The organism is Aerosakkonema sp. BLCC-F183, from assembly GCF_041929145.1.
Classification (GTDB): Bacteria; Cyanobacteriota; Cyanobacteriia; order Cyanobacteriales; family Aerosakkonemataceae; genus Aerosakkonema.
The window spans coordinates 66,659-76,650 of sequence record NZ_JBHFNU010000079.1 but is presented as its reverse complement, the minus strand read 5'-3'; the positions used below and the strand labels follow the sequence as shown (position 1 = coordinate 76,650).

The 9,992-nt window shown below is 45.8% G+C and carries 7 protein-coding genes; all 7 read left to right on the top strand.

From position 1 onward, the window contains the following. Window positions 1-136: 136 nt before the first annotated feature. Entirely contained in the window at window positions 137-658 is a 522-nt protein-coding gene (gene purE / locus ACE1CD_RS23690) for a 5-(carboxyamino)imidazole ribonucleotide mutase (protein WP_374826436.1), read from the top strand. A gap of 572 nt (window positions 659-1,230) precedes the next feature. Then, the gene (locus ACE1CD_RS23685; RefSeq protein ID WP_374826435.1) at window positions 1,231-2,853 is read left to right on the top strand and encodes an ammonium transporter; all 1,623 of its coding nucleotides are present in this window, start codon (window positions 1,231-1,233) and stop codon (window positions 2,851-2,853) included. 389 nt (window positions 2,854-3,242) lie between these two features. Further along, a complete protein-coding gene (gene amt / locus ACE1CD_RS23680; protein WP_374826434.1) occupies window positions 3,243-4,838 on the top strand; it encodes an ammonium transporter in 1,596 nt (531 codons plus the stop codon). A 144-nt stretch (window positions 4,839-4,982) separates the two neighbouring features. Further along, window positions 4,983-5,918 carry a GDSL-type esterase/lipase family protein gene (locus tag ACE1CD_RS23675; protein WP_374826433.1) on the top strand — a complete coding sequence of 312 codons (936 nt, stop codon included), beginning with the start codon at window positions 4,983-4,985 and terminating at the stop codon, window positions 5,916-5,918. Window positions 5,919-5,984: 66 nt separating this feature from the next. After that, a complete protein-coding gene (locus tag ACE1CD_RS23670) occupies window positions 5,985-7,193 on the top strand; it encodes a 4-hydroxy-3-methylbut-2-enyl diphosphate reductase (protein WP_374826432.1) in 1,209 nt (402 codons plus the stop codon). A gap of 298 nt (window positions 7,194-7,491) precedes the next feature. Beyond that, window positions 7,492-8,742, top strand: a complete 1,251-nt coding sequence (locus ACE1CD_RS23665) for a tetratricopeptide repeat protein (RefSeq protein WP_374793756.1) — start codon at window positions 7,492-7,494, stop codon at window positions 8,740-8,742. A 111-nt stretch (window positions 8,743-8,853) separates the two neighbouring features. Then, window positions 8,854-9,984, top strand: a complete 1,131-nt coding sequence (locus ACE1CD_RS23660) for a glycoside hydrolase family 99-like domain-containing protein (protein ID WP_374793755.1) — start codon at window positions 8,854-8,856, stop codon at window positions 9,982-9,984. Window positions 9,985-9,992 lie beyond the last annotated feature (8 nt).

Genomic DNA, 9,992 nt, shown 5'->3' with positions numbered 1-9,992 from the left:
CAACTGACAACTGACAACTGACAACTGACAACTGACAACTGACAACTGACAACTGACAACTGACAACTGACAACTGACAACTGACAACTGACAACTGACAACTGACAACTGACAACTGACAACTGACAACTGACAAATGACTCAACCATTAGTAGGTATTATTATGGGCAGCGATTCCGATTTGCCCACCATGCAGGCAGCGATCGCAGTTTGCGAAGAATTCGGTGTTCCCTGCGAAGTCGCGATCGTCTCTGCCCATCGCACGCCCGATCGCATGGTAGAATACGCCAAAAGCGCTCACCAGCGAGGTATCAAAGTTATTATCGCCGGTGCGGGCGGTGCGGCACACCTACCCGGTATGGTTGCGTCTCTGACACCCTTACCCGTGATCGGCGTACCTGTCCCCAGTCGCCACTTGCAAGGTGTGGATTCGCTATATTCGATCGTACAAATGCCAGCGGGAATTCCCGTCGCAACAGTTGCGATCGGTAATGCCAAAAACGCCGGACTTTTAGCAGTACAAATCTTAGCTAGCCATCAGCCAGAATTGCTAGAAAAAGTTCAGCAATATCGTCAATATCTCGCAGAATCGGTATTACAAAAACAAGCGCAACTAGATGAACTAGGCTACAAGCAGTACTTGGAGAAAATGCCTTAAAACTAATCGAAGAATTTACGGATGTGGGAAAATTAGTATGAAAATACTCTCGCAATCATTCGTGTAAGTCTATGGTTTAGCTGTGCGATCGCACAAATGGCGATCGCTCTCTTCAACCTCCACATTTGTTCGCAGATAATCTCGCACCCAATTACAAGCATAATGGAGGTTATTAAGAGTACGAATTTGCTACTTCCATCGCATCTTCTCAATCGGTCGATTTTAATTGTATTTATTGGCAATTATTCACAATAATTTAATTCACATAAAAATTAATGTGAGACACAAATGGCTTCCCCACTCCAGACCTTCGCACCGCAGCGTCACAACGGAAGAGGCCACATTTGAGGTGCGAAAATGATAAAAAGTATTTTTTGATACAGAAATAATTGATAAATCAAATACAAAATCTTAGCACTTGCAGGGGCAAGTTGGCATTCTTTTTAGATGTTGATAGGAGTTGAATCCCTCGTTCATCACTCTGTTACGTGTGTGCTTTATTGCATTGATACTAGCTTCAAAACCATTGGTAAGCCGAAATTCAGGCTAAATACTTGATTGTATTTGCTTGAATGAAAAACAGTACAGCGATCGTGTCTAAACTCATGCTCAAAAAGAAGAGATCGAGAACTAGAACAAGGCAATTTTTTGCCAATTGGCAATTCTACCTTTCCAGAAATGCCAAAATGTTCAAACAGTTGCAAATAGCCATCAAGCGACTGTCTCCCAGTTGGCAAGCCTGCATTCCCCTGGCAACTTTGCTCGTGCTGACGTGGGGTTACGTAGCTGTAGCACAAGATGCTCCCGCCGCAGGGCCGACAACAGCCGAATTGAAGGTGGCTTTGGATACTCTATGGGTTGCGATCGCCGCCTTTTTAGTGTTTTTTATGAACGCCGGTTTCTGTATGTTAGAAACAGGCTTCTGCCGCGAGAAAAACGCCGTCAATGTATTAGCTAAAAACCTGATTGTCTTTGCCCTTTCTACCATTGCGTTCTGGGCAATTGGTTTTGGTCTGATGTTTAGCGATGGCAATGGTTTCATCGGCACCAGCGGTGGCTTTTTCCTCAGCGGAGCAGATAACAGTCCCGCCACAGGAGATGCTTATCAAGGTATCTTCAGCTCGCTCAACTGGACTGGCGTACCCCTTTCTGCCAAATTTTTGTTCCAGTTAGTATTTGCAGGAACAGCAGCAACGATCGTTTCTGGAGCAGTTGCCGAAAGAATTAAGTTCGTTGACTTCTTAATCTTCAGCGTCTTACTTGTGGGTATTGCCTACCCCATCACCGGACACTGGATTTGGGGCGGTGGCTGGCTCGCAAAAATGGGTTTCTATGACTTTGCCGGTTCAACCGTAGTTCACTCGGTTGGTGGCTGGGCAGCGCTCATGGGAGCTGCTTTTTTGGGCCCACGGCTGGGTAAATATCAAGACGGGGAAAGCTATGCTATGCCCGGTCATAACATGAGTATCGCCACCTTGGGTTGCTTAATATTATGGTTGGGCTGGTTTGGCTTCAACCCCGGATCGACAATGGCTGCCGATGCTAATGCCATTACTCATATTGCGCTCACAACCAATATGGCCGGTGCTGTTGGTGGAGTTGCCGCCACAACCGTCGCTTGGCTATACCTGGGCAAGCCAGACCTTTCGATGATTATCAACGGTATTTTGGCTGGCTTGGTTGCGATTACAGCACCCTGCGCTTACGTTACCGTTGGCGGTGCTTTCATTATCGGCTTAGTAGCCGGAATAATCGTAGTTTTCTCAGTCACCTTCTTCGACAGGATTAAAATTGATGACCCTGTAGGCGCTACCTCAGTTCACCTCCTTTGTGGTGTGTGGGGAACCTTAGCTGTTGGTTTGTTTAGCGTTGGCCCTGGCGTTTACTCCTGGTACACAAGTGGCCCTGCAAAAGGTTTACTGCTGGGCGGTGGCTTTACACAGGTGATTCCTCAAGTAGTTGGTATTCTCTCTGTCGGAGGCATAACAGTTCTGGTCAGCACGATCTTCTGGTTGGCGCTGAAGTCCACCCTTGGTATCCGAGTATCTCCAGAAGAAGAAATCGTCGGCTTAGATATTGGCGAACACGGAATGGAAGCTTACAGCGGTTTTCTCAAAGAAGCACGCGGTAGCAGTATACAAGCTGCTGGCGATCGCGGCATCTCTAAGCCCGGTAACTTAACCAGTGGTTTCTAGCTCTAGCTTAAAGTTAATTTGCAGCTTATTTTGTCGCAAATTTGACGGAAGTTACTCTGTCCTGAGTTCTAAAGTTTATTTGAAATGAACTTAGGGCAGATATTTTTTTACGCTGCAACTAATTTTCAGTTACGGCAACTCTCAATTTCCAAACGCTTGGAATCTAAGCTTTACAGACAACGATCTGGTGATTTTTACCCGCTCAATTCGCTGCCTCACATCACATATTTCAGGGTAAAAATCTGTATAGCACAATACAGAAAGCTGATACTTAAAGTTCGTTCAATTGAATTCATTTCTGCCAACTCTTCGATATTGAAGGGAACAAACAAGTGTTAAAAAAGTTTCTCATTGCTTGCTTAATCTCGGTGTGTCTATTTTTTGGGTTAATGGTGGAAAACACATTTGCCCAGGACGCATCACCTTTAGCAAGTCCTTCTCCTACGCTATCAAGTCCGGAAGCATCGCCATCGCCCACGGGTTCGCCGGAAGCATCGCCATCGCCCACGGGCTCTCCGGAAGCATCGCCATCGCCCACGGTTTCCCCCACAGATGCTGCCAGCCCAAGTCCTACAAGTGAAATATCTCCATCCCCAACAGCTTCACCAGCAGAAGTAGCTCCGTTACCTGTCGTCCCCACACCGGATGCTTCCAGTCAAGAAGCGTCTGGTGCAGCTACTGCACAGCCTGCTATTGATACTGGCGACACAGCCTGGATGTTGATTTCCACCGGTCTGGTGTTGTTAATGACGCCCGGATTGGCATTTTTCTACGGAGGATTGGTGCGATCGCGCAACGTCCTCAACACCATGATGATGAGCTTGATTCTCATGGCAGTTGTTGGCGTTACCTGGGCGCTGTGGGGCTACAGCCTCGCCTTTGCACCCAATACCATCAATCCAGGACAAGATCCCCCTTTTACTGCCAATCCCATTATTGGTAGCTTGAACTGGGCATTTTTGAGCGGCGTCGAGTTCGACAAACCAAGCGCGATCGGCTATGCCAGCACGATTCCGCATCAACTTTTCATGCTTTACAACATGATGTTCGCCATCATCACACCCGCCTTGATTTCAGGTGCGATCGTTGAGCGGATGAGTTTCAAAGCATATTTCTGGTTTATATTGCTTTGGTCTACCTTTATCTACTCTCCCCTAGCTCACTGGGTTTGGGGTAAAGGTGGCTGGCTCCTAGACCTGGGAGCATTAGACTTTGCCGGCGGTACAGTTGTACACATCAGTTCCGGTGTTTCCGCTTTGGTAGCAGTCTATATTCTTGGCCCCCGCAAAACCTATCCGACACAACCGGCAGCACCTCACAACGTTCCTTACGTCTTACTGGGAATAGGCTTGCTTTGGTTTGGTTGGCTTGGCTTTAACGGCGGTAGTGCCGGCGGAGCCTCCGGTCTGGCAGCCGTTGCTTCTGTAGCTACAACCGTAGCAGCAGCAGCAGCCGGTCTGACCTGGATAATTGTGGAATGGGTACTTCGAGGTAAGCCAACCGCGATCGGCATTGCCACCGGCTTCCTCGCCGGACTCGTAGGCGTTACCCCAGCAGCAGGATTCGTTTCTCCGATCGCAGCTATTCTGATCGGTTCGATCACCTCTCTTTGCTGTTTCTATTCTGTTAGCCTCAAGGCTAAATTGCAATTTGACGATTCTCTGGACACTTATGCCGTCCACGGTGTCGGCGGTACAGTCGGCGCTCTTCTGACAGGCGTTTTTGCCAACAAAGTTGTTAACTCAGGTGGAGCCGATGGTTTACTTGCCGGCCATCCAGAGCTATTGTGGAAGCAATTCGTTGGTGTTGCGGCAACCTACGTTTTTGCAGCGATCGGCACATTGATCATCCTCAAAGCTTTGGGCGCAGTTATGGCTTTGCGCGTCAAGCCGATCGTGGAAGAGCAAGGGTTGGATATCAACGAACACGGCGAAGAAGGTTACGGAGAAGAGTTTGCTTCGGGGCTAAGTTTTAAAAACGAGTAGCCGTGCTTTTCCTTTTGGGAAAGAGTTTGCAGTTCAGGGTTCATAGCCGCAAAAACGCAAAACTAAGCTATGAACCATGAACAATCACTGATATGTGTTAAAAATATTCAATGAAACCTTTCCTAATTTAGGTAAAATAGGTTCTTGTCTCAAGACCTGTTTACCTTTAAATGTGGGGTTTTCATAGTTTCCGTAAGGTTTTTATCAGTTAAATTCGATCGAGTGCCCCATCGCTGGAAAACCTATCCTAACTGGGCGATTTTATCCCTCGCTGCTAATGGGTTATTAATACTGCTGCTAGTCTGGCAGCTGCGGGATTACTGGTCGCCCATAGAATCCCGCCTCAATGCCACGACAACGCGAGAAAACCTGATGCGCGAATTACCTGCATCCTCCTCTGGGCTGGGGCAGCGCCATCGCCTCAGCTATCAAAAGTGGGTGAGTATCCTGGCACAGGAAGCAAAAGTAGTAGCCGATAAACCGCCCCAGCATTTAAACATCTTGGCTGGGGATTCCTTGAGTTTGTGGTTCCCGCCAGATTTATTACCTCCCGGTAAAAGCTGGCTAAATCAGGGGATTTCGGGGGAAGTTTCCGCTGGTCTGCTGCGGAGATTAGATTTGTTCGATCGCACCCACCCTGAGACTATTTTTGTCATGATTGGCATCAATGACTTGATTCGCGGGGTGTCAGACAAAGACATTTTATGGAGCTATCGTTTAATTGTGCGGCGTCTGCGGCGGGTTCATCCCCAAGCGCAAATTGTAGTGCAGTCGATTTTGCCTCACGGGGGGGAAGAGTCCACTTGGGAGGGACGCGATCGCTTGCTTGCCATTCCTGCCGATCGCATTCGTTCGCTTAACCAAGAACTTGAGAGAATCGCTCAAGAAGAGAATACCAAGTACTTCGATCTATATCCCCTCTTTACTGACGATCGCGGCAATCTCCGCCTCGAACTGACTACAGACGGATTGCACCTGAGTCGTCAAGGCTACCTAGTTTGGCGTTCCGCCTTAATACTCCACAGCCAAACACAACTTCAGCCACCAACGCCTAATGCTTCTCTTCCCCCTGCCCCCTAGCCCCGACGCCCTTTCTTCAATGGTAGTCTGATAACAGCTGGATATGGATTATCAGAAAAAACGCCAATGGATACAAAAGCCTTCAAACGATCGCTCCAACAATCGGAGAACTACCACCGCAAAGGATTCGGTCATCAAGACGAAGTTGCTGATGTTCTCAAATCCGAATATCAAAGCAATCTAATTCAGCAAATCCGCGATAATCACTACACCCTGCAACGGGGTGACGTTACCATCCGGCTAGCGGAGGCATTTGGCTTTTGCTGGGGTGTGGAACGAGCTGTAGCAATGGCTTACGAAACCCGTCAACATTTCCCTACCGAACGCATTTGGGTTACTAACGAGATTATTCACAACCCTTCTGTAAATGAAAGATTGCAGCAGATGGAGGTGCAGTTTATTCCCGTTGTGGAAGGTAAAAAGGACTTTTCCTGCGTTAGTGCCGATGATGTCGTGATTTTACCCGCCTTCGGTGCCAGCGTTCAAGAAATGCAGCTGCTTAACGACAAAGGTTCCAAAATAGTAGATACAACTTGCCCTTGGGTATCTAAAGTTTGGAACACTGTTGAGAAACACAAGAAAAAGAATTACACTTCCATCATCCACGGCAAATACAAACACGAAGAAACGATCGCCACCAGTTCTTTTGCTAATAAATATCTCATCGTTCTGGATATGAAAGAGGCAGAATATGTCGCCAACTATATTCTTAACGGTGGCAATCGCGATGAATTCTTGGCTAAATTCAGTCGTGCTTTCTCAAAAGGCTTCGATCCGGATATCGATTTAGAGCATATCGGTATTGCCAACCAAACTACTATGCTCAAAAGCGAAACCGAACAGATTGGCAAAATGTTTGAGCGGACGATGATGAAAAAGTACGGCCCTGACAAATTAAACGATCATTTCCAAAGCTTCAACACAATTTGTGATGCTACGCAAGAGCGTCAAGATGCTATGTTAAATCTTGTCAAAGAAAGCCTCGATTTAATCGTAGTTATTGGTGGGTTCAATTCTTCCAACACCACGCAATTACAGCAAATTGCCAGCGAGCGCGGAATTCCTTCCTATCATATCGATAGCGCCGAACGTATTTTGCCAGGAAATCGGGTTGAGCATAAACTGTTGCACGGCAATTTAGAGGTAAAAGAAAATTGGTTACCAGAAGGCAAAATTGTAGTGGGAATTACCTCCGGTGCTTCTACTCCCGATAAAGTGGTGGAAGATGCGATCGAGAAAATTTTTGCTTTGAAAGCATCGGCAGCATTAGTTTAGATTCGTTTGGTGTAATTGGTAGCAAGGCCAACCCCCTCTCCGTTGACGGGGAGGGGCCTAATACTTTCTGACTATAAAAAAAATAAAAATTTTACTAAAAGAAAAAAATATACTAAATCGGCGTCGATTACCCCCCTATGTTCCATGCGCCTGTACCCAATGCCCATCTGCGTAATTGTAGAGCTGGCAGATAGGGTAGGAGATGCTATTATTATCACGATCGCACGTAATCTTTGAGCGCGATCCTACAATTTGGGGTAAACTAAGAGGCTAATTCTCCCAATAGCCGCGATCGCAAATGTTACCACTTAATAAAGCATCTACTCGGATTGGTATTGCCGCCGGTATCGTAGCTATCCTTGGTACTGGCATCGCCGCCTATCTGTATTTTACTCCCTCATCCTCGTCGTCAAAGAGGATGGCCGTCACCGTACTAGAAGATTGCGGTGGCTTTTTGGTCAATGACCCACAGGCAGATTTCCTCAGAAAAACTGCTCTGAACGACCAAGAAAAAGCAGCACTACAGAAAAAAATCGAGTGCTACACTTTTCAAATTGGCCAAGACGCCAATTATGCAGACGGGTACACTAATTTAGGAGAAGCGTACCGTCGCCTGGGAAATGTGGATAAAGCTCGCGAATTTCACCAAAAAGCGATAAAATTGAACCCCGGACTGCAAGAAGCCAAACTGGGATTGGCATTGGTAGAGCAAGAGTCAGGGAATCCGAAAGTGGCTGTAGCGGCGATTCAAGAAGCGATCGGTCACAAGGAAAACGCGATCGCTTACTACTACCAAGGCGTAACTAACTATAAACAGGGAAACATCAAGGATGCAGAAGTAGCTTTTCGCAAAGCGATCGCAATGGATTCTAATTATGCCGAAGCTCATGCTAACTTAGGGCTGATTCTCAAACAACAAGGCAAATTGCCAGAAGCGATCGAGCAAACCAGGCAAGCACTTCGCATCTATCCCGACTTAGCACAAGCTCATTATAACCTGGGGGTATCTCTGCAAGCTCAAGGTCAGATCCAGGAAGCAATAGCAGCTTACAGAGAAGCTATTCGCGTCAATCCCAACCATGCAGAAGCTAACTATAATTTGGGAGTCGCCCTCAGAAACGTAGGCAAAAGATCGGAAGCAATCGCCGCCTACAGAGAAGCTATTCGCATCAATCCCAACAATGTTACAGCTCATATTAACCTGGGAACCGATCTCACAGATCAAGGCAAATTGGAAGAAGCGATATCTGAATTGCGAAAAGCAATCACCCTCGCGCCTGAAGATGCAGAAGCTTACAATAATTTGGGAGTTGCTCTGTACAAGCAAAATAACCTAACAAAAGCGATATCAATGTGGGAAGAAGCTATTCGCATTAATCCCCAGTATGCAGAAGCGCACCATAACTTGGGAGTTGCCCTTGCAAGCCAGGTTAAGGTAGAAGAGGCGATCGCTACTTTAAAGCAAGCTAGCGATTTATACAGATCTCAGGGTAAAACGCAAACAGCTGACAAAATTGATGGAGTCTTGCGGAATGTAGGAGTCCAATAAAAGCGTAGTAGCCCCAGACGGGCATAGGAATATTCCGACTTCCGTACTTAGTGTGCTAGAAATAAGAAGTTTGTACCACAAGTCTGACGATACTAAGTACGGTAGAAATAAATGGACTTCCAATCTCCAAAAGCTCGTCTGATTGCTTTTTACCTTCCCCAGTTTCATCCGATTCCAGAAAATGATGAATGGTGGGGTAAAGGATTCACTGAATGGACAAATGTTGCTAAGGCCAAACCATTATATCCCGGTCATTACCAACCACATATTCCAGCAGATTTAGGTTTTTATGACTTGCGCGTACCAGAAACTCGCCAAGCCCAGGCAGAAATGGCGAAACATTACGGAATAGAAGGTTTTTGTTATTGGCATTATTGGTTTGCCGGAAAGCGTTTGCTTGAAAGGCCATTTAATGAAGTCTTAAAGTCGGGCGAACCAAATTTTCCTTTTTGTTTGGGATGGGCAAATGAAACCTGGAGTGGTATTTGGCACGGTAGTCCCGACAAAATATTAATGGCACAGACATATCCTGGTTTGTCAGACTATGAAGCTCATTTTTATACAGTTTTAGAGGCTTTTTCCGATCCGCGTTACATTAAAATTGATGGAAAGCCACTCTTCATAGTTTACCGTCCGAAAAAATTGCCCGAGCCAAAATTGTTTACTGATTATTGGCGAGAATTAGCCATTAAATCCGGTTTAACAGGTTTATATTTTATGGGCGTTGTTTTTGACCCATCCTGGGTTCCAGAGCTAAATGGCTTTGACGCTTCTATCATTATTAATCCCGATTTTGCCCGTGGTGTTTCGCCCAAATTAATAGCACCGCAATTTTTCCCAAAAAGTACTATTTTTGATAAGTATTACACCAAGATAAATTCTTTATTGAATCAAAAATTACCCAAAAGAAATAGGAAAGTTCCGATAGTTTGTACTTACGCTGAAGGTATTAAAAATGCTTTTTTGAAGGAAGCAGTAACATTTGAACACTATCCTTGTATTTTTCCTAATTGGGATAATACACCCAGGAGTAGTGTAAATGGTGTGGTGTTTCACGATTCAACTCCAGAGTTATTCCGTATTCACCTTAAAGAAGCACTCTCAAAGGTGGAAAATAACCCCAAAGAAAAAAGGATTATCTTCATTAGGTCTTGGAATGAATGGGCAGAAGGTAACTATTTGGAACCAGATAAAAAATTTGGTAAAAGTTATCTGGAAGTGATTAAAGATGAAGTATTGTGAAAATAGAA

Bases quoted from the DNA above. Each gene is read 5' to 3' on its own strand.
- ACE1CD_RS23685 (WP_374826435.1), top strand. From the start codon at position 1,231: ATGAAAAACAGTACAGCGATCGTGTCTAAACTCATGCTCAAAAAGAAG.
- ACE1CD_RS23660 (WP_374793755.1), top strand. From the start codon at position 8,854: ATGGACTTCCAATCTCCAAAAGCTCGTCTGATTGCTTTTTACCTTCCC.
- purE (WP_374826436.1), top strand. From the start codon at position 137: ATGACTCAACCATTAGTAGGTATTATTATGGGCAGCGATTCCGATTTG.
- ACE1CD_RS23665 (WP_374793756.1), top strand. From the start codon at position 7,492: ATGTTACCACTTAATAAAGCATCTACTCGGATTGGTATTGCCGCCGGT.
- ACE1CD_RS23670 (WP_374826432.1), top strand. From the start codon at position 5,985: ATGGATACAAAAGCCTTCAAACGATCGCTCCAACAATCGGAGAACTAC.
- amt (WP_374826434.1), top strand. From the start codon at position 3,243: ATGGTGGAAAACACATTTGCCCAGGACGCATCACCTTTAGCAAGTCCT.